20 protein-coding genes are annotated in these 22,123 nt (G+C 73.3%); 6 read left to right on the top strand and 14 right to left on the bottom strand.

Annotation, left to right across the window (positions count from 1 at the left end):
- Positions 1-5 precede the first annotated feature (5 nt).
- From ACIRQF_RS35265 to ACIRQF_RS35250, 4 genes are all read right to left on the bottom strand, one after another.
- On the bottom strand, positions 6-1,859 hold the full coding sequence (locus tag ACIRQF_RS35265; RefSeq protein WP_404098742.1) for a PQQ-binding-like beta-propeller repeat protein: 1,854 nt from the start codon (positions 1,857-1,859) through the stop codon (positions 6-8).
- Between the two features lie 134 nt (positions 1,860-1,993).
- A complete protein-coding gene (locus ACIRQF_RS35260; RefSeq protein ID WP_382482811.1) occupies positions 1,994-3,790 on the bottom strand; it encodes an ABC-F family ATP-binding cassette domain-containing protein in 1,797 nt (598 codons plus the stop codon).
- A gap of 362 nt (positions 3,791-4,152) precedes the next feature.
- Entirely contained in the window at positions 4,153-4,359 is a 207-nt protein-coding gene (locus ACIRQF_RS35255) for a hypothetical protein (RefSeq protein WP_404098739.1), read from the bottom strand.
- A gap of 145 nt (positions 4,360-4,504) precedes the next feature.
- Positions 4,505-5,788, bottom strand: a complete 1,284-nt coding sequence (locus ACIRQF_RS35250; RefSeq protein WP_404098737.1) for an acyltransferase — start codon at positions 5,786-5,788, stop codon at positions 4,505-4,507.
- A 226-nt stretch (positions 5,789-6,014) separates the two neighbouring features.
- On the opposite strand from ACIRQF_RS35250, the gene ACIRQF_RS35245 reads away from it, so the two are divergent.
- On the top strand, positions 6,015-6,989 hold the full coding sequence (locus tag ACIRQF_RS35245) for a hypothetical protein (RefSeq protein ID WP_404098734.1): 975 nt from the start codon (positions 6,015-6,017) through the stop codon (positions 6,987-6,989).
- 31 nt (positions 6,990-7,020) lie between these two features.
- Here ACIRQF_RS35245 and ACIRQF_RS35240 read toward each other — a convergent pair whose 3' ends face one another.
- From ACIRQF_RS35240 to rsmI, 6 genes are all read right to left on the bottom strand, one after another.
- Positions 7,021-7,914, bottom strand: a complete 894-nt coding sequence (locus ACIRQF_RS35240; RefSeq protein ID WP_382482808.1) for a 4-(cytidine 5'-diphospho)-2-C-methyl-D-erythritol kinase — start codon at positions 7,912-7,914, stop codon at positions 7,021-7,023.
- Positions 7,911-8,795, bottom strand: coding sequence for a 16S rRNA (adenine(1518)-N(6)/adenine(1519)-N(6))-dimethyltransferase RsmA (rsmA, locus tag ACIRQF_RS35235; protein WP_404098731.1), 885 nt, complete (start codon positions 8,793-8,795; stop codon positions 7,911-7,913). Before rsmA ends, ACIRQF_RS35240 begins: the two co-directional genes overlap by 4 nt.
- A 40-nt stretch (positions 8,796-8,835) precedes the next feature.
- Positions 8,836-9,993 carry a ubiquitin-like domain-containing protein gene (locus tag ACIRQF_RS35230; RefSeq protein WP_404098728.1) on the bottom strand — a complete coding sequence of 386 codons (1,158 nt, stop codon included), beginning with the start codon at positions 9,991-9,993 and terminating at the stop codon, positions 8,836-8,838.
- A gap of 72 nt (positions 9,994-10,065) precedes the next feature.
- The gene (locus ACIRQF_RS35225) at positions 10,066-10,935 is read right to left on the bottom strand and encodes a TatD family hydrolase (protein ID WP_389753817.1); all 870 of its coding nucleotides are present in this window, start codon (positions 10,933-10,935) and stop codon (positions 10,066-10,068) included.
- 64 nt (positions 10,936-10,999) lie between these two features.
- Positions 11,000-11,434: a hypothetical protein gene (locus ACIRQF_RS35220; RefSeq protein ID WP_376637044.1), complete on the bottom strand. Its 435-nt coding sequence runs from the start codon at positions 11,432-11,434 to the stop codon at positions 11,000-11,002.
- A gap of 139 nt (positions 11,435-11,573) precedes the next feature.
- Positions 11,574-12,461 carry a 16S rRNA (cytidine(1402)-2'-O)-methyltransferase gene (gene rsmI / locus ACIRQF_RS35215; RefSeq protein ID WP_382482805.1) on the bottom strand — a complete coding sequence of 296 codons (888 nt, stop codon included), beginning with the start codon at positions 12,459-12,461 and terminating at the stop codon, positions 11,574-11,576.
- Between the two features lie 52 nt (positions 12,462-12,513).
- On the opposite strand from rsmI, the gene ACIRQF_RS35210 reads away from it, so the two are divergent.
- The 5 genes from ACIRQF_RS35210 (at position 12,514) to ACIRQF_RS35190 (ending at position 18,279) form a co-directional block, all read left to right on the top strand.
- Positions 12,514-14,256 carry a dolichyl-phosphate-mannose--protein mannosyltransferase gene (locus ACIRQF_RS35210; RefSeq protein WP_376637046.1) on the top strand — a complete coding sequence of 581 codons (1,743 nt, stop codon included), beginning with the start codon at positions 12,514-12,516 and terminating at the stop codon, positions 14,254-14,256.
- Between the two features lie 251 nt (positions 14,257-14,507).
- Positions 14,508-16,142 carry a penicillin-binding transpeptidase domain-containing protein gene (locus ACIRQF_RS35205; protein WP_404098723.1) on the top strand — a complete coding sequence of 545 codons (1,635 nt, stop codon included), beginning with the start codon at positions 14,508-14,510 and terminating at the stop codon, positions 16,140-16,142.
- A 158-nt stretch (positions 16,143-16,300) separates the two neighbouring features.
- The gene (locus tag ACIRQF_RS35200; RefSeq protein WP_389753808.1) at positions 16,301-16,789 is read left to right on the top strand and encodes a YbaK/EbsC family protein; all 489 of its coding nucleotides are present in this window, start codon (positions 16,301-16,303) and stop codon (positions 16,787-16,789) included.
- Positions 16,786-17,637 (top strand): EamA family transporter, encoded by an 852-nt coding sequence (locus tag ACIRQF_RS35195; protein WP_404098721.1) that lies wholly within the window; start codon positions 16,786-16,788, stop codon positions 17,635-17,637. Before ACIRQF_RS35200 ends, ACIRQF_RS35195 begins: the two co-directional genes overlap by 4 nt.
- A 129-nt stretch (positions 17,638-17,766) precedes the next feature.
- A complete protein-coding gene (locus ACIRQF_RS35190; RefSeq protein WP_376637050.1) occupies positions 17,767-18,279 on the top strand; it encodes an RICIN domain-containing protein in 513 nt (170 codons plus the stop codon).
- A gap of 55 nt (positions 18,280-18,334) precedes the next feature.
- Here ACIRQF_RS35190 and ACIRQF_RS35185 read toward each other — a convergent pair whose 3' ends face one another.
- The 4 genes from ACIRQF_RS35185 to ACIRQF_RS35170 all read right to left on the bottom strand — a co-directional run bounded on the left by ACIRQF_RS35185 (position 18,335) and on the right by ACIRQF_RS35170 (position 22,109).
- Positions 18,335-19,498: a serine hydrolase domain-containing protein gene (locus ACIRQF_RS35185; RefSeq protein ID WP_404098836.1), complete on the bottom strand. Its 1,164-nt coding sequence runs from the start codon at positions 19,496-19,498 to the stop codon at positions 18,335-18,337.
- 75 nt (positions 19,499-19,573) lie between these two features.
- Positions 19,574-20,329, bottom strand: a complete 756-nt coding sequence (locus ACIRQF_RS35180; protein WP_376637051.1) for an energy-coupling factor ABC transporter ATP-binding protein — start codon at positions 20,327-20,329, stop codon at positions 19,574-19,576.
- A complete protein-coding gene (cbiQ, locus tag ACIRQF_RS35175) occupies positions 20,317-21,078 on the bottom strand; it encodes a cobalt ECF transporter T component CbiQ (protein WP_376637052.1) in 762 nt (253 codons plus the stop codon). The genes ACIRQF_RS35180 and cbiQ overlap by 13 nt, the downstream gene beginning before the upstream one ends.
- Positions 21,078-22,109 (bottom strand): energy-coupling factor ABC transporter permease, encoded by a 1,032-nt coding sequence (locus ACIRQF_RS35170; RefSeq protein WP_404098716.1) that lies wholly within the window; start codon positions 22,107-22,109, stop codon positions 21,078-21,080. The genes cbiQ and ACIRQF_RS35170 overlap by 1 nt, the downstream gene beginning before the upstream one ends.
- Between the last annotated feature and the right edge of the window lie 14 nt (positions 22,110-22,123).

The following is a 22,123-nucleotide window of genomic DNA, read 5'->3' as shown; positions in this document are numbered from 1 at the left end:
GGGCGTCACTTGCCGTAGGCCATCATCGTCTTGGTCTCCTTCTCCGCCTTGTCGTTGGAGGCGGAGACCCGGCCGGCCGCGATCACGAACGTGCCGTTCGAGTAGCCGTAGGCCGCGTCGTAGAAGGAGCTCTCCAGGTCGGTGACCGCCGCCTGGTGCTGCAGCAGCACCTTGGGGGCGCCGCCCGTCGGGGCGATGGTCGCCACCGCGCCGCCCGTGTCGTAGCGGGGCTCGATGTAGACCAGCACGCCGGAGCCCTCCATGCGCAGCGGCTTCATCTGCTGCTCACCGGGAGCCTTGGAGCGCCACTTGGCCTTGCCGGTGTTGAGGTCGAAGGCGACGACCTCGTTGGGCGTGCCGTACTGGGTGTCGGTCGCCATGTAGAAGGTGTTCTGGTCGGCGGCGACACCGGTGCAGCCCTGGAGGTTCTTCCCGAAGACGACGAAGGAACCGCCGCAGCGCGGGGCGAACTTGTCGTTGCCGCCCTGGATCTGCGAGCGCTCCTTGCCCGCGGCCGTGAGCGAGAAGATCGCCCACTTCTTCTCCTCGCGCTGCGTGGCGGAGACGACCAGCGGGTCGACCGAGTAGACCCGGTCCACCTCCCAGTTGGTCTGCAGCTTGAAGGTCCACTTGGGCTTGCCGGTGTTCGGGTCGATCTCGCTGACCGCGTGCGACTCCTTGCTCACGTCGCCCGAGGGGCACTTGGAGGCGGCGATCAGCTTGCTGCCGCCCGCGTAGGCGTAGGGCTTGCAGCCGCTGGTGGGCGAGGTGAAGAGCTGCCGGCCGTCGGTCACCGAGAAGCCGTAGGCGGAGCTGGAGCCGGACGCCGTCACCGTGTTGCCGCTGATGGCGAGCGTGTTGTCGGAGAAGGCGAAGAGGCCGGTCGGCTTGGGAATGGACTTCTTCCAGCCCGCCTTGCCGGTCTTGAGGTCGACCTGCTGCATCTCCAGGCACTTGGCCTTGTCGCCCGCGGAGTCCTTGTAGGCGAAGACCATCTGGCCGTTCGCGTTCGGCTCCGGCGGGGCGGCGCACAGCTCGTAGGGCACGTCGATGTGCCACTTGCCGGATCCGTCGGCGAGGCTGTAGCCGTCGATGCCCTTGTACATGGCCTTGACGACCGTGTCGCCGACGATCCACGGGCCGTAGACGTCGGCGCCGTTCTTGGGCAGGTCGACGTTGTTGGCGAGCAGCCAGTTGATCTTCGCCTCGCCGTCCTTGCGGCCGGCGTTGAGGTCCTCGGGGCCGCCCTCGTCGCCGTCGCCCTTGCCGTCGCCCTGGTCGACGGACTCCGTCGGCTTCGGTCCGGTGGGGGCGGAGCTGGTCGGCTGGGCGACCGGGTCCTTCTCGTCGCCGCTGCCGAGGGCGATCCAGGTGCCGCCGCCGACCACGAGCAGCGCGGCGGCCGCCGCGGCGACGATGAGGCCGGGCTTGCCCTTGAAGGGGTTCTTGCCGCCGCCGGTCGGGGGCGCGGTCTGCATCGCGGTCGGGTAACCGCCGTAGGGGTTCTGCTGGCCGTACGGGCCGGGCTGCTGGCCGTACTGCCCCGGCTGCTGGCCGTAGGGGCCGGGCTGCTGGGCGTACGGGCCGGGCGCCTGCTGCGGGTAGCCGTACGGGCCCGGCTGCTGCGGGGCCTGCTGCGGGTAGCCGTACGGACCGGGCTGCGCGGGCGGCGCGGTCTGCGGCGGGGCCGGAGGCTGCTGCGGGGCGGCGTGCGGCGGCGCCTGCGGCGGGACCGGAGGTGCCTGGGGCGGCACCGGCGGGGCCTGCGGCGGCACCGGCGGGACGTTCTGGCCCGCGTTCGGGTTCGGGTCCGGAGCGCCGAAGCCCCCCGGCGGCTGGTTGCTGGGCGGCTGGGTCATCAGCGCTTCCCCCTTGATGTGAGCGGGTTTTCTTTCTACCACTCACGGGATGGCGCAAAAGCGACCGGTCCGTCCCTTGTACCCAAGGGAGGACCGGCCCGTGATGCCCTCGTTACGCGTCCTCTACGACATCTCTACGCGTCCTCGGCCAATTCCAGCCATCGCATCTCCAACTCCTCGCGCTCACCGGCGAGTCCCCGGAGCTCCGCGTCCAGTTTCGCGACCTTCTCGAAGTCCGTGGCGTTGTCGGCGATCTGGGCGTGCAGCCTGGTCTCCTTCTCGGAGAGCTTGTCGAGTTGTCGCTCGACCTTCTGCAGCTCCTTCTTCGCGGCGCGGGCGTCGGCGGCGGACTTCTCCTTGACCGGGGCGGCCGCGGTCACGGGCGTCGCCTCGGCGATCATCCTCTGCCGCCGCTCCAGGTACTCGTCGATGCCGCGCGGCAGCATGCGCAGGGTCTTGTCGCCGAGCAGGGCGAAGGTGCGGTCGGTGGTGCGCTCGATGAAGAAGCGGTCGTGGGAGATGACGACCATCGAGCCGGGCCAGCCGTCGAGCAGGTCCTCCAGCTGGGTGAGGGTCTCGATGTCGAGGTCGTTGGTGGGCTCGTCGAGGAAGAGCACGTTGGGCTCGTCCATGAGCAGGCGCAGGAGCTGCAGACGGCGCCGTTCACCACCGGACAGGTCGCCGACCGGCGTCCACTGCTTCTCCTTGGAGAAGCCGAACTGCTCGCAGAGCTGTCCGGCCGTCATCTCGCGGCCCTTGCCGAGGTCGACCCGGTCGCGGATCTGCTGTACGGCCTCCAGGACGCGCAGTTCAGCGGGGAGTTCGGTGACGTCCTGGGAGAGGTAGGCGAGCCGCACGGTCTTGCCGACGACGATCCGGCCGGCGGCGGGCTGCGTCTCCCCCTCGGAGAAGGCGGCGTCGGCGAGGGCGCGCAGCAGCGAGGTCTTGCCGGCGCCGTTGACGCCGACCAGGCCGATGCGGTCGCCCGGACCGAGCTGCCAGGTGAGGTGCTTGAGCAGCTCCTTGGGCCCGGCGGTGACGGACACGTTCTCCAGGTCGAAGACCGTCTTGCCGAGCCGGGCGTTGGCGAACTTCATCAGCTCGCTGGTGTCGCGCGGCTCCGGCACGTCCGCAATGAGCGCGTTGGCGGCCTCGATGCGGAAGCGCGGCTTGGACGTCCGGGCCGGGGCGCCGCGGCGCAGCCAGGCGAGCTCCTTGCGGACCAGGTTCTGCCGCTTGACCTCTTCGGTGGCGGCGATCCGCTCGCGCTCGGCGCGGGCGAAGACGTAGTCGGAGTAGCCGCCCTCGTACTCGTAGACGGAGCCGCGCTGCACGTCCCACATGCGGGTGCAGACCTGGTCGAGGAACCAGCGGTCGTGGGTGACGCAGACGAGCGCGGAGCGCCGGTTCTGCAGGTGCTGGGCGAGCCAGGCGATGCCCTCGACGTCGAGGTGGTTGGTGGGCTCGTCGAGGACGATCAGGTCCTGGTCCTCGATGAGCAGCCTGGCGAGCGCGATGCGCCGCCGCTCGCCGCCGGAGAGCGGGCCGATCACGGTGTCGAGGCCGTTCTCGAAGCCGGGGAGGTCGAGCCCGCCGAAGAGGCCGGTGAGCACGTCGCGGATCTTGGCGCTGCCGGCCCACTCGTGGTCGGCCATGACGCCGATGACCTCGTGCCGGATGGTGGCCTTCGGGTCGAGGGAGTCGTGCTGGGTGAGCACGCCGAGCCGCAGGCCGCCGCTGTGCGTGATGCGCCCGGTGTCGGCCTCCTCCAGCTTGGCGAGCATCCGGACGAGGGTGGTCTTGCCGTCGCCGTTCCGGCCGACCACACCGATCCGGTCCCCTTCGGAGACGCCGAGCGAGACCCCGTCGAGCAGCGCGCGGGTGCCGTACACCTTGCTGACGGACTCGACATTGACCAGGTTGACGGCCATTTCACTCCTGATACGGGGCTTGCGATCGACGTCCCAGGGTACGTCGCCCGGCACCGGGGTCGTGGCGCGCGGACGGCCCGACCGGGCCCGGCACCGCCGCACCGCCGTCCACCGGCACATCAGGACCGAGGACGAGCTCGTCCGGCCGGCCGTCGACGCGGTCCGGAGCGAGGTGGCCCTGCCCGGCCCCGGCGCCCCGGACCGGCGGGCCGCCGCCACCGCGATGGCGGACAGCCCGCACGCAACGCCCACCCGCCACCCGTGGCTCGGCCAGGCCATCGGCAGCCGTCCGCTCCGGCCCCGGCACGTCCGGCACGACGCCCACCGCCCCGCCCTGTACGACGAAGGGGCGGGCTCCTCCCTCACCGACGCCGACCGCCGCGGCCACCGTCCTCGGCAGCGCCCTCGCCGCGGCCGCGGGCAGCGCCCCCGGCAGCGCCCTCGCCGCGGCCGCGGGCGGCGACCCCGGCGCCGCCGCGCAGGTCGGAGCCGGCCCGGCTCCCGAGCCGCAGCGACGACCACGAGAAGGAGCCGGCCGACACCATGGCCGCGGCCGCCGAGGTCGCCACCCGCTTCCCGCGCCCGGGCGAGCGCCTCGGCGGCAGCGCCTTCGGCCGATCACGCCGCGCCGTCGGACAGCCGCGCCTTCGGCCTCGGCCCGGGGTCCGCCCCGGACGGCTTCGAGGCCCGCCTCGCGCCCTGAGGCGTCGGGCCTCAGGTCCGGCCGGCCCGCTCCACGAGGAACCAGCCCGCAAGGGCCGTCGCGACCGCGGCCGGGGCGGTCACCCGGACCGCGATCAGGGTCGCGGTGTGCCCCTCCAGGAGGCCGCCGAAACCGGTCATCGACAGGCCGAGGACGCCGAGCAGGGCGAGCGTGATGCCGAGCGCGGCGAGCGGCCCGCCGGTGTCGCTCGCCGGGGCGGCCGGCACCGGGTGCTCGAAGCGGCGGAAGACGCCGACCAGCACGGCGGTGAGCGCGGCCGCCGCGACGACGCGCACCGGCACCTGGGCCCACCAGGCGCCCGTCGCGGGCTCCGGGAGCCGTACGCCGAGGGCGAGCAGCGCCCCGTACACGCCGAGCATCGCCGTCAGGTGCCAGAGGAACGCGGTCATCGCGATCCCGTTCGCGGCGACGACCCCGCGCCACACCCGCGCCCGGGCGGTGAACCGCGCGCCCGGGCCCTTCAGGAGCTCGACCGCGCCGACCAGCCACAGGCCGTGGCAGAGCAGGGCGAGCGTCGGCGGGGCCATGTTCGAGACCCGCTCCCCGGGCATGCCCACCATGGACAGCGGATACGGCCCGAGGGCCACCAGCAGCGCCGCGCCCGCGAGGCCCGCGCCCGCGAGGAGCGCCGGTCGGCGGATCAGCCCGTCGGCGCGCAGGAAGCCGAGCTGGTGGACCGCCAGCCAGACGAGCGCGAAGTTCAGGAACTCGACGTACGGCACCCCGGCCGCGAACCGCAGCACGTCCACCAGGACCGCGCCCGCGACCAGCCCGCCGAACGCGCCCCACCCGTACCGCCCGTGGAGCTTGAGCAGCGGTGGTGTGAAGGCCACCATCGCCAGGTAGATCCCGATGAACCACAGCGGCTGTGTGACGAGCCGCAGCGCGACCCCGGTCAGTCCGCCGTCCGCACCCAGCAGTTGGACGGTGAGCGCGAGCGCGCCCCACACCCCGATGAAGACCATGGTGGGCCGCAGCAGGCGCTGGAGCCGGGCGCGCAGGAAGGCCGCGTACTGCGGGCGGGAGCGGTGGGCGAGGGCGTGCGAGAAGCCGCCGACGAAGAAGAAGACCGGCATGACCTGGAGCGCCCAGGTCATCAGCTGGAGGCCGGGCACGACGGCGAGCAGGTTCCCGACCCGGCCGTCGGCCGTGACGGCCGCCATCAGCCAGTGTCCGAGCACGACGACCGCGAGCGAGGCGACCCGCAGGAGGTCGACGTAGCGGTCCCGGGTCGCCGGTGTCGCGGCAGCGAGGTCACGCGCGCTGATTCCCATACGGGCACGGTGCCGGTCGGCCCACGGGCCCCGGCAGCGCTCGCGTACTCAACTCCCCCTGAGTACGGCCCGCGCGGGCGGCGCCTCGCGGACTCGCGCCGGGTGGGTGCGGATGGCGGTCCCGGTGCGCCCGCGCGGGCGACCCCGCGGCCCCGGCTGCCGGGGTGGCCGCCCGGCGGTCCCTCATCTTCGACTCGTACCGCACACCCCCCACAAGGAGAGTCGCATGCCCCGTCTCCCCCGCCTGGCCGCCGCCGTCGCGGCCGGCGCCGCGTTCACCGTGCTCGCCACGGGGACCGCGGTGTCCGCCGGTGATCCCACCGTGTCGGACCCGCGCGTCGTCGCCCACTTCGCCTTCGCCGCCGGCCAGACGCCCGAGAACATCGCGCTCGAACCCGACGGTTCGGCCGACCTCACCTTCGCCTTCGCCCACCAGGTCGCCCGTGTCGACAGGAACGGCGCCACGCGGATCCTCGCCACCCTGCCCGCCGTCACGAACCCGCAGACGCCCAACATCGGCGCCGCCATCGCCACCGGCATCGCCCGCGCCCACGACGGCACCCTCTACGTCGCCTACGCCACCGGCACGGCCGAGACCGGCATCTGGCGCATCTCCCCCGGCGGCGAGCCCGAGCAGATCGCGCAGCTGCCCGCCGACGGGCTGCCCAACGGCATCGCGCTCGACGAGAAGTGCGACCGGATCTTCGTCGCCGACTCGGTGCGCGGAGTGGTGTGGAGCGTGCCGCTCGCCACCGGCGTCCCCGCCGTCTGGGCCTCCGGGGCGGCGCTGGAGCCGACCGCGGAGCTCCCCTTCGGCGCCAACGGCCTCAAGGTGCACGACGGTGCCGTATGGGTGTCCAACACCGGCCAGGGGACGTTGCTGCGCATCCCGATCGGTCCGGGGCACGAGGGGGCCGCGGGGCCGGTCGAGACGAGGGCGACCGGGCTCGCCATCGACGACTTCGCCTTCACCGGGCACGGTGACACCGTCCTCGCCGCCCTGATCCTGGAGGACGCACTGGAGCTGGTTCGCCCGGACGGCAGTCACCGGACCGTCCTCACGGCCGCGGACGGGCTCACCAACCCGACCTCCGTGGCGGTGCACGCCAAGAACGTCTACGTGCCCAGCGCGGCCTACTTCGCCCCGTCGAACCCGGACCCGAACCTGCTGCTCGCCCGGATCTCCAAGAACAAGGACTGACGGGGGTCCGGCCGAGGAGCCGGGGCGGGTCTCAGAGGACCTTCGCCCCGGTCGCCGGGGAGGTCGCCACCCGCGCCGTCCGGCAGGTGCCGGAGGCGATCAGGGCCGCGGCGACCGCCTCGGCGGACTCGGCGTCCTTCACCAGGAACGCGGTCGTCGGCCCCGAACCGGAGACGAGGGAGGCCAGCGCGCCGGCCTGCGTGCCGGCCGCGAGGGTCGCGGCCAGCGAGGGCCGCAGGGACAGCGCGGCCGGCTGGAGGTCGTTGGCCAGGGCGCCGGCGAGCGCGGTGGTGTCGCCGGTGCGCAGCGCGTCCAGCAGGGCGGGGGAGGCGACCGGCTCGGGCACGTCCACGCCCTCGTTGAGGCGGTCGAACTCGCCGTAGACCGCCGGGGTCGACAGACCGCCGTCCGCGACCGCGAACACCCAGTGGAAGGCGCCGCCGACCGGCAGCTCGGTCAGCCGCTCGCCGCGCCCGACGCCGAGGGCGGCGCCGCCGACCAGGCTGAAGGGCACGTCGCTGCCCAGCTCGGCGCAGATCTCCAGGAGTTCGGCGCGCGAGGAGTTCAGGCCCCACAGCGCGTCGCAGGCGAGCAGGGCGCCCGCGCCGTCGGCGCTGCCGCCGGCCATGCCGCCGGCGACCGGGATGTCCTTGGCGATGTGCAGGTGCACGTCGGGGGCGATGCCGTGCCGGGCGGCGAGCAGTTCGGCGGCCCGCGCGGCCAGGTTGGTGCGGTCGAGCGGCACCTTGTCGGCGTCGGGGCCCTCGCAGGTGACGGTCAGCCCGCCGGCCGGGGTCGCGGTGACCTCGTCGTGGAGCGAGACGGCGAGGAAGACGTTGGCCAGGTCGTGGAAGCCGTCGGGCCGGGCGCCGCCGACCGCGAGCTGGACGTTGACCTTGGCGGGGACGCGCACCGTCACGCTCACTGCTCGGCCTCCGGCTTGTTCTCGGCGATCCGCGCGAACTCCTCCACCGTCAGCGCCTCTCCGCGTGCCTGCGGCGAGATCCCGGCGGCCACCAGGGCCGTCTCGGCCGCCGCGGGCGAGCCCGCCCAGGTGGCGAGGGCGGCGCGCAGGGTCTTGCGGCGCTGGGCGAAGGCCGCGTCGACGACCGCGAAGACCTGGTCCTTGGCGGCGGTGGTCCGCAGCGGCTCGGCGCGGCGGACGAGGGACACGAGCCCGGAGTCGACGTTGGGCGCGGGCCAGAAGACGTTGCGGCCGATGGAGCCGGCCCGCTTGACCTGCGCGTACCAGTTGGCCTTCACCGAGGGCACGCCGTAGACCTTGTTGCCCGGTCCGGCGGCGAGCCGGTCGGCGACCTCGGCCTGCACCATGACGAGGGTCCGCTCGATGCTCGGGAAGCGGTCCAGCATGTGCAGCAGCACCGGCACGGCGACGTTGTACGGGAGGTTCGCCACGAGCGCCGTGGGCGGCGGGCCGGGGAGCTCCTGGACCTGCATGGCGTCGGAGTGGACCAGCGCGAAGCGGTCCTTCTTCTGCGGCATGCGCGCGGCGATGGTCGAGGGGAGCGCGGCGGCGAGGACGTCGTCGATCTCGACGGCCGTCACGCGGTCCGCGGCCTCCAGGAGCGCGAGGGTGAGGGAGCCGAGCCCGGGGCCCACCTCCACCACCACGTCGTCGGGGCGCACCTCGGCCGTGCGGACGATCCGCCGCACGGTGTTGGCGTCGATGACGAAGTTCTGGCCCTTCTGCTTCGTGGGGCGGACGCCGAGGGCGGCGGCCAGCTCACGGATGTCGGCGGGGCCGAGGAGGGCGTCGGGGCTGTCGGGGCCGGTGGTGGTGCTCACCGGTACAGCCTACGGGGCGCCCGTAGGCCCGGCCTACGCCTCACCCGTAGAGCCGGCGGCCGCAGTGCGGCCACGGGCTCGCCCCCCGCGTCACGTAGAGCTTCTTCGCCCGGAAGGTCTGCTCGGCGGCGGGCGCGTTCTGGGCGACGCCGCTGCCGCCGAGGGAGCGCCAGGTGCCGGGGTCGAACTGGTAGAGCCCGCCGTAGGTGCCCGAGGGGTCGACGGCGTCCGGACGGCCGCCGGACTCGCAGGCGGCGAGCGCGCCCCAGTCCAGGCCGTCGGCCCCGGCGACGGAGCGGGGCAGCGGGCGGGTGCCGACCCGGACCTTCTGCGGCACGGGCTCGCGGACGGTCTCCTCGCCGACCCGGCGCGGCCGCTGCCGGACGCCGTTGACGGTGCGCAGGGTGTACGTGACCCGGCGGACGCCCGGCACGCCGCGCTGCTCGACGAGTTCGGTGCCGGCGAACAGCTCCGGGTCGCGGGTCCGCTCGACGGCGTAGGGCACCGGCTCCTCGCGGATCTCCCGGGTGCCGGTGATCCGCAGGATCGTGACCGTCTGGCCGTCGCGCGGGAAGGAGTCGAGCGGGACGGAGGTGGTGTCCTCGCCGGCGAGGGTGAGGCCGGCCTGCCGCAGGGCCTCGCGGACGGTGGCCGCGTTGGTGCGGACGGCCAGCTCGCGCCCGTCGGCCAGGAAGGTGAGGGCCCGCTCGGTGCGGACGTCGAGGGCGAGGCCCTGCCGGGAGATGGGCGCCGAGCGGGAGACGGACAGGTAGGCGCCCTCGGCACGCACACCGAGCTGGCGCAGGGCGCCGTCGACGGTGCGGGCGGTGGTCCACACCTGGCGGCGGCGGCCGTCGAGGGTCAGGGAGACGAGCCGTCCGTAGCGGACGACGACCTCGTCGCCGGCGGCGAGGTGGGTGCCGGGCGCGGGGGCGACGATGTCGTGCTCGCCGACCGCCAGGCCCTCGTCGGCGAGGAGTTCGTCGACGTCGTCGGCGAAGGTGTGCAGGGTGCGCGGGACGCCGTCGACGGACAGCCTGACGGACTTGTCGTTGACGACGAAGGCGCTGGTGCCGCCGGCCAGGAAGGCGACGACGAGGGCCTGCGGGACGATCCGCCGCAGTCCCTCGGCCGCGGACGGGCTCGCCTTGCGGCGCCGGGCCGCCCGGCGAGCCCCGGATCGATGCGAAGTGCTCACGAGGCCGGGACCCTAGCCCCGGGAGCCGTCACCCTCCAGGACGACTCGACTACCACACGTAACCGTTATGGATCAGTAATCGAAGGCGCGGGCCGTGTTCACGGCGATGGCCTCGGCGAGCTCCTCCTCCGTGATGCCGCGGACCGCGGCCATGGCCCGCACGGTGACCGGAATGAGGTACGGGGCGTTGGGGCGGCCCCGGTAGGGCGCGGGGGTGAGGAAGGGGGCGTCAGTCTCGACGAGGACGAGCTCCTGCGGGGCGACGGCGAGGGCGTCGCGCAGCGGCTGGGCGTTCTTGAAGGTGACGTTGCCGGCGAAGGACATGTAGTAGCCCTTGGCCGCGCAGATCTCGGCCATCTCGGCGTCGCCGGAGTAGCAGTGGAAGACGGTCCGCTCCGGTGCGCCCTCCTCGTCGAGGACCCGCAGCACGTCGGCGTGGGCCTCGCGGTCGTGGATGACGAGGGCCTTGCCGTGCCGCTTGGCGATCTCGATGTGGGCGCGGAAGGAACGCTCCTGCGCTGCCATGCCCTCGGGGCCGGTGCGGAAGAAGTCGAGGCCGGTCTCGCCGACGGCTCGGACGTACGGCAGGGCGGCCAGCCGGTCGATCTCGGCGAGGGCGTCGTCGAGTGCCGCGTCACCGCCGGCGTCCCGGGCGCCCTGGCGGGACCAGCCGTCCGGGTCGCCGAGGACGATCCGGGGGGCCTCGTTGGGGTGCAGGGCGACGGCCGCGTGCACGTTGTCGTACCGGGCGGCGGTCTCGGCGGCCCACTGCGAGCCCTTGATGTCGCAGCCGACCTGGACGACCGTCGTCACACCGACGGCGGCGGCCTTGGTGAGGGCCTCCTCGACGGTGCCGGACTGCATGTCGAGATGGGTGTGCGAATCCGCGACCTCCACCAGCAGGGGCTCGGGCAGCGGCGGCGGGGCGTCCTTGGAACTCATGGCCCCGATCGTACGAGGGCCATGAGTTCCGCCGCCAAGGCTTACCCGCCGGCGGGGAGGTGGCTCACTTGCGGTTGCGGAAGGGATGCAGGAGGTCGGAGAGGTGCCAGTGGTGAGGTACCGGCGGGGACTCCTCGCCGCTCGCCGCGGGGGCGTCCTCGGTCAGCTCCTGGCCGATGGGTCCGGCGATGGACACCGGCCTGGTCGCCCTGGCCCCGTGGCTGTGCCGCTCGGTCGCGGCCACCGTGTCCAGCACCGAGGACACCTGCCCGGCCCGCATGATCCGCACGACGTGGCTGCTGCAGTTCATGCAGGTGGGCCGGGACAGCGGGGACGGCACCCGGGCACCGTCCGCCTTGTAGACGACGTACGCGTGTCCGTGGGCGTCCACGTGGTGCTCGATGTCGTACGCCTGCTCCCAGCCGTAACCACACCTCATACAGGCAAAGGCGTACGCCTCGTGTGCGACGGGCGTTCCGGTGCCGGTGATCTCACTCATTCCAGCTCCTCTCCACTGAACCAGTGGACGCCTTTTCCGGCCGGAACGCATCAGCTCCGGAAGAACCATGGACGCTCTTTGGCGTTTCCTTGCCCAAAAGGCCCTCGAGCAGGCCCGTCACCGGGTTCTGCTTTGCCTTTCAGATTAGTCCTTTACCGTTTCCGGGGCCTGGTGCCGCCGCATTCTTTGCCGCCACGACGGCATCGAACACCTCGCGCTTGGGAAGCCCCGCCGCGGCGGCGACCGCGGCGATGGCCTCCTTGCGCCGCTCCCCCGCCTCCTCGCGCACCCGCACCCTGCGCACCAGTTCCTCGGCGTCGAGCTCGGCGGGCCCGGTCTCGGGCGCTCCCTCGACGACGACGGTGATCTCCCCGCGTACGCCCTCGGCGGCCCAGGCGGCGAGCTCGCCCAGCGGGCCGCGCTTGACCTCCTCGTACGTCTTGGTCAGCTCGCGGCAGACGGCGGCGCGGCGCTCGGCGCCGAAGACCTCGGCCATCGCGGCGAGGGTGTCGTCCAGCCGGTGCGGGGCCTCGAAGTAGACGAGGGTGCGCCGCTCGCCCTCGACCTCGCGCAGCCGCCCGAGGCGCTCTCCCGCCTTGCGGGGCAGGAAGCCCTCGAAGCAGAAGCGGTCCACGGGCAGCCCGGACAGGGCCAGCGCGGTGAGCACGGCGGACGGCCCAGGCACGGCGGTGACCTTGATGTCCTGCTCGACGGCGGCGGCGACCAGGCGGTAACCGGGATCGGAGACGGACGGCATGCCGGCGTCGGTGACCAGCAGCACCCGCGCCCCGCCGACGAGCGCCTCGACCAGTTCGGGCGTCCGGGCGGACTCGTTGCCCTCGAAGTACGACACCACCCGGCCCTGGGTGTGCACCCCGAGCGCGCGGGTCAGTCCGCGCAGCCTCCGGGTGTCCTCGGCGGCCACGATGTCCGCGTTCTCCAGTTCGGTGGCGAGCCGTGGCGGTGCGTCCGCGATGTCACCGATGGGGGTCCCTGCGAGTACCAGCGTTCCAGTCACAAGGGTCATCCTCCCAGCCCGGACAGGCGACGCGCACAGGCGCGTTCCCTACGATGGCGCGGTGACCAGTACCGCACCCGAGGCCCTGGAGGGTCAGCACCCCGTGGCAGAGCCCTCTCCGTGGCAGCAGCGGCTGCGGCAGTTCGGCTACCGCCCGGCCGCCACGAGCTCCCCGACCCCCGGACTGCGGGACCGGCTCGTCCCCCCGTACACCCGGCCCTCGCCACGCCTGTGGTCGCTGTTCGGGATCTCCCCGGCCGCGGCCGACCGGCTGTGGCGGCTCGCCGCGTGGGGCGGGCCGCTGCTCGTGGCCACGGTCGCGGGTCTGCTGCGGTTCTGGAACCTCGGCAAGCCGCACGCGGTGATATTCGACGAGACGTACTACGCCAAGGACTCGTGGGCCCTGATCAACCAGGGCTACGAGGGCGCGTGGCCGAAGGACATCGACAAGACGATCCTGACCGACCCGGGCTCGGTGCTGGTCCCGACGGACCCGGGCTACGTCGTCCACCCGCCGGTCGGCAAATGGGTCATCGGCCTCGGCGAGAAGATCTTCGGCTTCGAGCCCTTCGGCTGGCGCTTCATGGTGGCGCTGCTCGGCACCCTGTCGGTGCTGATGCTGTGCCGGATCGGCCGCCGGCTGTTCCGCTCGACCTTCCTGGGCTGCCTGGCGGGCCTGCTGCTCGCCGTGGACGGCCTGCACTTCGTGATGAGCCGGACGGCGCTGCTCGACCAGGTGCTGATGTTCTTCGTGCTCGCCGCGTTCGGCTGCCTGGTGGTGGACCGGGACCGGGCGCGGGCCCGCCTCGCGGCGGCCCTGCCGGTGGACGAGGACGGGATCCTGCGCCCGGACGCGTCGGTCGCGGAGAAGCTGCGCCTCGGCTGGCGTCCGTGGCGGCTCGCGGCCGGCGTGATGCTGGGCCTGGCGGCCGGCACCAAGTGGAACGGTCTCTACATCATGGCCGCGTTCGGCCTGATGACGGTCCTGTGGGACCTGGGCGCCCGGCGCACGGCCGGCGCGTTCCGCCCGTACGCGGCGGTGGCCCGGCGCGACCTGGTCCCGGCCTTCGTGTCCACGGTCCCGGTCGCGATCGCGACCTACCTGGCCACCTGGTCCGGCTGGATCCTCACCGACAAGGGCTACTTCCGCCACTGGGCCGCCGAACAGGACAAGATCGGCGGCGGCGGGACCTGGGGCTGGCTGCCGGAGTGGCTGCGCAGCCTGTGGCACTACGAGACCGAGGTCTACAAGTTCCACGTGGGCCTGAGTTCGCCGCACACCTACGAGTCCAACCCGTGGAGCTGGCTCGTCCTCGGCCGCCCGGTCTCCTACTTCTACGAGTCCCCCGCCCCCGGCACGGCCGGCTGCCCGGTCGACGCCAAGGAGAAGTGCGCCCAGGAGGTCCTGGCCCTCGGCACGCCGCTCCTGTGGTGGGCCGCCTGCTTCGCGATCCTGTACGTGCTGTGGCGCTGGGCCTTCCGCCGCGACTGGCGCGCCGGAGCGATCGCCTGCGGCATCCTGGCCGGCTGGGCGCCGTGGCTCCTCTATCAGGAACGCACCATTTTCCTTTTCTACGCGGTGGTGTTCGTCCCGTTCCTGTGTCTCGCGGTGGCCATGATGATCGGGGCGATCGTGGGACCGGCGGGCTCCTCGGAAAGGCGCCGTACTTTCGGGGCGGTGGGCGCGGGAGTGCTCGTTCTCCTCATCGTCTGGAATTTCATCTATTTCTGGCCCCTGTACACCGGGACGTCCATTCCCCTGGACCAGTGGCGGAACAGGATGTGGCTCGACACCTGGGTCTAGCGGGGCGAGGGCGACGAGGAGGGCGCGACCGGCGGTCGCGCCCTCCTGCGCGTCGCCGGCGCCTGCCGGCGGCCCTCGGACGGCCCCGGCGGCTCCTCACGGCTCCGGCACCGGCACCGGCACCGGCCGCGCGTGACCGGTCCGGCTCCGCAAAACCGGCGGTCCGGTCGCTTTCCGGTAACGACCGTAGCTCCTGTCACTCCTGCGCCATAGGCTGCCGGGAGGCCACACCTGGGGAGGGAGGCGCAGTCATGCGCAGTGGAGCCAAGGTCGCGATCGTCGGCGGGGTCTTCGTCGTCGTGGCGAGCGGGGTCGGGTACGGGGGCTACAACCTCTGGAACGGGGTCACGGGGAACACGGGCGGCACCGTGAAGTCCGGGTCCGAGGGCAGGAAGACCGGGCCCGTCACCGACGAGGAGGTGACGGCGACCGCGAAGGACTTCCTCGCGGCCTGGGCCGGCGGAGAGGCCGAGACGGCCGCGCAGCTGACGAACAATCCGGTCTCCGCCGGGTCCGCACTGCTGGGCTTCCGTGCGGAGGCCGCGGTCTCCGCGGCCACCATCACGCCGGGACCGGCGACGGGCGCGACGGTGCCGTTCACGGTGAAGGCGACCGTCACGGACGCGGGGGTGTCCAAGCCCTGGACGTACTCCTCGCGGCTGACCGTGGTGCGCGGGCTCACCACCGGACGCCCCCTGGTCGACTGGAAGCCGACCGTGCTGCATCCGAAGCTGACGCCGGGCGCCTCGCTCCGCACCGGATTCGCGAAGTCGGGCGAGATCAAGGCCGTCGACCGCAAGGGGCGGGTGCTGACGGCGGAGGAGTACCCGTCGCTCGGGCCGGTCCTGGACCAGCTGCGCGAGCGGTACGGCGCCAAGGCGGGCGGCAAGCCGGGCGTCGAGCTCGTCGTCGCGTCCGGCGTCGAGGGCGTCCCCGACACGACGCTGCTGACCCTCACCAAGGGCGTGGAGGGCGAGCTGGAGACGACGATCGACGCCGACGTGCAGGCGGCGGCCGAGCGGGCCGTGAAGCAGTACGGCTCGGCGTCCGTGGTCGCGGTCCAGCCCTCGACCGGCGCGGTACGGGCGGTCGCCAACAGCCCCGCGAACGGCTTCAACGCGGCCTTCGAGGGCAAGAAGATGCCCGGCTCCACGATGAAGATCGTCACGGCCGCGCTGCTCCTGGAGAAGGGCCTGGTCAAGGCCGACCAGGTCGCCGAGTGCCCGCCGACCGCCATGTACTACGGCCGGACGATCGGGAACCTGAAGGGCTTCTCGCTGGACGGCGCCCCGTTCGAGAAGAGCTTCGCCCGCTCCTGCAACACCGCCTTCATCAAGAAGATCGACGACGTCGGCGACGACTCCGCACTGGGCAAGGAGGCCAAGGAGGTCTTCGGTATCGGCCTCGAATGGAAGACCGGCATCCGGTCCACCGACGGCTCGGTCCCCGACGCGACCGGCGGCGGCGCCGCGGAGCAGTACATCGGCCAAGGCACCGTCCAGATGAACCCGCTGAACATGGCCTCGATCACCGCCACCGCCAAGTACGGCAGCTTCAAGCAGCCGTATCTGGTCGCCCAGGGCCTCGACGACCGCGCGTTCGCCACCGCCGAGCGGAAGCTGCCGTCCTCGGCGGCCCGGCAGCTGCGCGACATGATGCGGCTGACGGCGACGGCGGGCTACGGCACGGCCTCCGGCGTGATGTCCTCGGTCGGCGGCGACAAGGGCGCGAAGACCGGATCGGCGGAGGTCGGCGGGCAGGCCACGTCGGACTCCTGGTTCACGGCGTTCTCGGACGACCTCGCGGCGGCCGCGTTCGTCGAGGGCGGCGGGCACGGCGTGGACGCGGCGGGCCCGCTGGTGGCGCGGGTCCTCAACGCGGACTGAGATGCGCCCTGCGGGGGCCCGGCGGTCCCGTGTCCGGCCGGCGGGCCCCGGCGGGCCGGGCTCGCGGCCGGCGGGCCCCGGCGGGCCGGGCTCGCGGCCGGTCCACCTCCCGGAACCCGGTCGCGTGGCCCGTACACCGACCGCTAGCGTGCGGTGGCATGACGACCTCGCACGCTGATGCACACCCCCAGTTCGCCGCCGCCCTGAAGGAGCTGGGCCTCGACGTCGAGGTCCGGCGCTTCCCGGACGAGACCCGGACCGCGCAGCAGGCCGCCGAGGCCATCGGCTGTGCGGTGTCGGAGATCGTGAAGTCGCTGGTCTTCGCCGCGGACGGGGTACCGGTGCTCGTCCTGATGGACGGCTCCTCGCGGGTGGACGTGGAGCGGGTACGGGAGGAGCTGGGCGCGGCGGCGGTCACCCGCGCCGACGCACGGCTGGTCCGGGAGACGACGGGGTACGCGATCGGCGGCGTCCCGCCGTTCGGACACCGCACCCGCACCCGGGTGCTCGCCGACCGCGGACTGCTCGACCACGAGGTGGTGTGGGCGGCGGCCGGTACGCCGCACACCGTGTTCGCGCTCGACCCCAAGACGCTGATCGCCCACGCGGGCGGCGCGCTGGTGGACGTCCGGGAGCGCACGGCGTGACGCCGCTGGTCGCCGCGGCGGTGCTGCTGGCCGCCGTGACCCATGCGAGCTGGAACGCGATCGCCGCCGGGATCAAGGACAAGCTGCTGTCCTTCACCCTCATATCCGGCGGCGGCGCGCTCCTCGGCCTCGTCGGGGTGTGCCTCACCCCGATGCCTGCGGCGGGCGCGTGGCCCTACCTGGTCGTGTCGGCCGTGCTGCACGTCGCCTACTACGCCCTGCTGATGAAGTCGTTCGACCTCGGGGACTTCGGCCAGATGTACCCGATCGCCCGCGGCACGGCCCCGCTGGTGGTCACCCTGCTGGCCGCCCTGTTCGTCGGCGAGATCCCGGACGCCGGCCAGCTGGCCGGCGTGGCGGTCGCCTCCGCCGGTCTCACCGGCCTCGCCCTCTGGGGCATCCGCGGCAAGGGGACCCGCCCGCACTGGCCGGCCCTGCTGGCGGCGGGCGCGACGGGCCTGTCGATCGCCGCGTACACGGTCGTCGACGGCGTGGGCGTCCGCGCCGCGCACACCCCGCTCGGCTACATCTCCTGGCTGATGCTCCTGGAGGGCCTGGTCATCCCGGCGTACGCGCTGGCCCGCCGCGGCCCCGGGCTGGTCGCCGAGCTCCGCCCGTACGCGGGCCGCGGCCTGCTCGGCGCGGCGATGTCCGTCGCCGCGTACGCCCTCGTCCTCTGGGCCCAGACGAAGGCGCCCCTCGCCCCGATCGCCGCGCTCCGCGAGTCCTCGATCATCGTGGGCGCCGCGATCGGCGCCCTGCTCTTCAAGGAGCGCTTCGGCGGTCCGCGGGTCGCGGCGGCGGGTCTGATGGTCGTGGGGATCGGGCTGATGCTGTACGCGAGTTGAGGACGGAGCCCGGCAAAGCCGGGCACTCGACCGGAATCCCGACTCCGCATCCCAAACTCAACGACAACATCGATCCCGCCCCCCTATGGTCCTGATCAAGATCGTGCACACCTACGAGGGAGATCCGAAATGATCAGGACGCGCACCATAGGCTCCGCCCTGGCCGCCGTCGCGCTGACCGCCGGCACGCTGGCCGGCTCCGCCACCACCGCCTCCGCCGTCGCCGGCCCGACGCCCGAGTTCCACGTCAAGAACGTCAACAGCAACAAGTGCCTGCTCGTCCAGGGCCCGGACAACGGCAACCCCGCCGTGCAGTACGAGTGCGGCTACTGGGCCGACCAGAAGTGGGTCCTCGACGAGACCTACCTGGAGACGAAGGGCACCTACCGCCTGAAGAACGTCAACAGCGGCAAGTGCCTCCTCGTCCGCGGCCTCGACAACGGCAACCTCGGCGAGCAGTACGAGTGCGGGCCCTGGGCCGACCAGCTGTGGCAGAAGGTCCTCACCGACGACCCGGACGTCTACAAGCTGAAGAACCTCAACAGCGGCAAGTGCCTGGTCGCCCAGGGCTTCGACAACGGCAGCCGGGTCTTCCAGTACGACTGCGAGGACTACCGCGACCAGCTGTGGCGCCTCGTCTGACGGAGCCCGCGGACCGGCGGCGACGGGGTCCCGCCCCGGACCCACGCCCGGCCGGTCACAGCGCGGTCCGCACCGCCCGGATCAGCGCCTGGGCGCGCGGGTCGGCCGTGACCGTCTTGCGCATGCCGTTGGTGACGTAGCCGAAGGCGATGCCCGACTCGGGGTCGGCGAAGCCGAGCGAGCCGCCGCGTCCGGGGTGCCCGAAGGAGCCGGGGCCGAGGAGCGGCGAGGCCGGGCCGTGCAGCATGTGGCCGAGGCCGAAGCGGGTGTTGACCACCAGGACCCGGTCCGGGCCGGCGGACTCCTCGGTACGGGCCAGGGTCAGGGTGGCCGGGGCGAAGAGGCGGGGGCCGCCGTCGACCGCGCCGAGCGTGGCCGCGTAGAAGCGGGCCAGGGCCCGGGCGGTGGCGACCCCAGCCGTACCGGGCAGCTCGGCAGCCCGGTAGACCGGGTCGTTCTCGTCGGGCTTCGGCTCGATCACCGCGAACGCGCGGCGGGTCAGGGACTCCGGGTCCTGGTAGGCCGCGGTCACCGCGGGCTTGGGGCGCAGCCGCAGCATTCCGCTGTCGGCCGGCTCCAACTCCTCCACCGGGCCGAGGCGGCCGACCCGGTGGGCCTCCCCCCCGGGCAGGCCGATCCACAGGTCGAGGCCCAGCGGGCGGGCGATCTCCTCGGCGACCCAGCGGCCTATCGTGCGGCCGGTGACCCGCTGCACCAGGCCGGAGAGCAGCCAGCTGTAGGTGTGGGCGTGGTAGCCGTGTGCGGTGCCCGGCTCCCACACGGGGGTCTGGGCGGCGATCGCGGCCGTCGCCGTCGGCAGGTCCGCCGCCTCGGCGAGGGTCAGCGGGCGGTCGAGCACCGGCACGCCGGCCCGGTGGGCGAGCAGCTGGCGTACGGTCACCCGGTCCTTGCCGGCCGCCTTGAACTCCGGCCAGTAGGTGCCGACCGGCGCGTCCAGGTCCAGCTGGCCGCGCTGGTGGAGCAGGAGCGGCACGGCGGCCGCCACGCCCTTGGTGGCGGAGCGGACGACCTGGGCGGTGTCCACGGCCCAGGGCTGCTCTCCGTGGACGTCCTTCGTCCCCGCCCACAGGTCCACGACCTTGGTGCCGTCCCGGTAGACCGCGACCGCGGCACCGCGCTCGCCGCGCCCCTCGAAGTTGCGCAGGAACGCGTCCCTGACCGGCTCGAAACCCGCCGCGACCGTGCCCCGGACGTCCACCTGACCCACGCTTCCTCTCGTACGACCGACCCCCATGGTGCAACGGGCGTCGGCGCCCTCCGATTCCGGGGTGCGTCAGGCCACGGAGCTCGGGACGAAGCCGTACGGCAGCTCCAGGCGGTGCCGGGCCATCAGCTCCTCGTCGGTCAGGATGTCGGCGGTGCGCCCGTCGGCGGCGATCACGCCCTCGCTGAGGATCACCGAGCGCGGGCAGAGCTCCAGCGCGTACGGCAGGTCGTGGGTGACCATCAGGACCGTGACGTCCAGGGAGCGCAGGATGTCGGCGAGCTCGCGGCGCGAGGCCGGGTCGAGGTTGGAGGAGGGCTCGTCGAGGACGAGGATCTCGGGCTCCATCGCGAGGACGGTCGCCACCGCCACCCGGCGCCGCTGCCCGAAGGACAGGTGGTGCGGCGGGCGGTCGGCGAACTCCTCCATGCCGACCCGGGCGAGGGCCTTGCGGACCACGGCCTCCAGCTCGGCGCCCCGGAGGCCGGCCGCGGCCGGGCCGAAGGCCACGTCCTCGCGGACGGTCGGCATGAAGAGCTGGTCGTCGGGGTCCTGGAAGACGATGCCGACGCGGCGCCTGATCTCGGCCAGGTTCCGCTTCTCCACCGGCAGTCCGGCGACGGTGACGCCGCCGGCGCCGCCGGTGAGGATCCCGTTGAGGTGCAGGACGAGCGTGGTCTTGCCGGCGCCGTTCGGGCCGAGCAGGGCGACCCGTTCGCCGCGTCCCACGGTCAGGTTCACGCCGAAGAGGGCCTGGTGCCCGTCCGGGTACGCGTACGCGAGGCCGCGTACGTCCAGTGAGGGGTGCTCGGTCACAGGGTCCATCCCAGGAGGCAGACGATCAGGGCGGCGGCGGGCAGGGCGGCGGCGTGGCGCCACTGGGCCGGGGTGGCGGTCACCTCGTCGATGACCGGCATCGACCCGGTGTACCCGCGGCTGACCATGGCGAGGTGCACCCGCTCCCCCCGCTCGTACGAGCGGATGAAGAGGGCGCCCGCGGACTTGGCGAGGACGCCCCAGTGCCGTACGCCGCTCGCCTCGAAGCCGCGTGAACGGCGGGCGATCGACATCCGCCGCATCTCGTCGGTGATGACGTCGCCGTAGCGGATCATGAAGGAGGCGATCTGGACGAGCATCGGCGGCAGCTTCAGCCGCTGCAGGCCGAGGAGCAGGGCGCGCAGTTCGGTGGTGGCGGCGAGCAGGACCGAGGCGGCGACGCCGAGGGTGCCCTTGGCGAGGACGTTCCAGGCGCCCCAGAGTCCGGGGACCGAGAGCGAGACGCCGAGGACCTGCGTCTGCTCGCCCGGCACCACGAAGGGCATGAGCAGCGCGAAGGCCACGAACGGGATCTCGATGAGCAGCCGCCCGAGCACGAACCGGGCGGGCACGCGGGCCGCCGCGGCGACGCCGGCGAGCAGCAGCGCGTACAGACCGAACGCCCACATCGCCTCGCGGGGCGTGGCGACGACCACGACGACGAAGGCGAAGACGGCGGCGAGCTTGGTGTGCGGGGGCAGCGCGTGGACCGGCGAGTGTCCGTGCCGGTAGAGCTTGTGCGCGTGCCCGGCGCCCATCAGGCCTCCAGTGCGGGGGCGGGGCCCTTGCGGCGCCGGACCACCCAGAAGGCGCCCGAGCCGACGGCGAGGGTCGCGCCGACGCCGATGACGCCGGCCAGGCCGCCGGAGAGCCGCGCGTCGGAGACGTCCTTGACGCCGTAGTCGGCGAGCGGGGAGTCGGCGGCGGCGTGCGGCTGGACCTTGCTGTCGATGCCCTTGTCGGCGGCGACCTTCTCCAGACCGTCGGGGCTGGCGGAGGCGTAGAAGGAGACGAAGCCGGCGAGGACGAGGGCCGCGACGACACCGCCGATCCACAGCTTCCGCGGCGACCGGGCGGCGGCGGGCACGGTCGCGGGGGCGGCGTCGATCAGTTCGCCGTCCACGCGCAGCTTGAGCGGCGCGGTCAGGCCGCGCGCGCCGTACACGAGGTCGGGGCGGACGGCGATCACGGCGCCGACCGTGAGCATGGTGATGACGGCCTCGCCGATGCCGATGAGGACGTGGACGCCGACCATCGCGGTGAGGACCTTGCCGATCGGCACGTCGGTGGTGCCGCCGAGCGCGTAGATCGCGGTGAAGGCGGTGGCCGCGGCCGGCACCGAGACGAGCGCGGCGACGAGGGAGGCGGCGGTCACCGAGCGGCGGGTACGCGGCAGCAGGAGGACCAGGCCGCGGAAGAGCGCGTAGGCGACGACGACCGTGACGACGCCCATGACGGTGATGTTCACACCGAGCGCGGTGAGACCGCCGTCGGCGAACAGGACACCCTGCATGAGCAGGACGACGGCGATGCACAGGACGCCGGTGTACGGCCCGACGAGGATCGCCGCGAGCGCGCCGCCCAGCAGGTGTCCGCTGGTGCCGGCCGCGACGGGGAAGTTGAGCATCTGCACGGCGAAGATGAAGGCCGCGACGAGGCCCGCCAGCGGGGCCGTCCGCTCGTCGAGTTCCTTGCGGGCTCCGCGCAGGCTGACGGCGACGGCGCCTGCGGCGACGACACCGGCGGCGGCCGATACGGGGGCGTTGATGAATCCGTCGGGTACATGCACGTCCCGAATGATAG

The sequence above is a fragment of the Streptomyces sp. NPDC101191 genome (genome assembly GCF_044767915.1).
In the GTDB taxonomy this organism is placed as follows: domain Bacteria; phylum Actinomycetota; class Actinomycetes; order Streptomycetales; family Streptomycetaceae; genus Streptomyces.
The sequence above is the reverse complement of the archived record's forward strand: the minus strand, read 5'-3'. Positions and strand labels throughout refer to the sequence as shown.